The following is a 416-nucleotide window of genomic DNA, read 5'->3' as shown; positions in this document are numbered from 1 at the left end:
TCCGGCATCTTGTCCAGCGCCACCTCCTCGCCATCGTCATGGGCAAGCGTGCCCAGCATCCAGCGGATGGTGTTCCTCAGCTTGCGGTAGGCGTCGATGTTGGTCTGCAGCACGTTCTTGCCGAGCCGCTGGTCTTCCCAGTAATCGGTCGTCACCACCCAGAGCCGCAGAATGTCGGCACCCGACTGCTTGATGACGTCCTGCGGCACCACGGTGTTGCCGAGCGACTTCGACATTTTCCGTCCCTCTTCGTCCATGGTGAAGCCATGGGTGACGACGGGTCGTAGGGCGCCCTGCCCCGGGTGGCGCAGCTTTCGAGCAGCGAGGAGTGGAACCAGCCGCGATGCTGGTCGGAGCCTTCGAGATAGACGTCGGCCGGCCATTTCAGGTCCGGACGGTCCTCCAGCGTGAAGACA

At 63.5% G+C, this 416-nt stretch carries 1 pseudogene; it reads right to left on the bottom strand.

Going from position 1 to position 416, the window contains the following annotated elements:
* Window positions 1-416, bottom strand: a pseudogene (locus EOA28_RS38305) (class I tRNA ligase family protein); the annotation flags it as partial.

It is taken from the genome of Mesorhizobium sp. M2A.F.Ca.ET.067.02.1.1, assembly GCF_004023285.1.
GTDB lineage: Bacteria > Pseudomonadota > Alphaproteobacteria > Rhizobiales > Rhizobiaceae > Mesorhizobium.
Note: the sequence above shows the minus strand (reverse complement) of the source record. Positions and strands in the feature narration are given on the sequence as shown.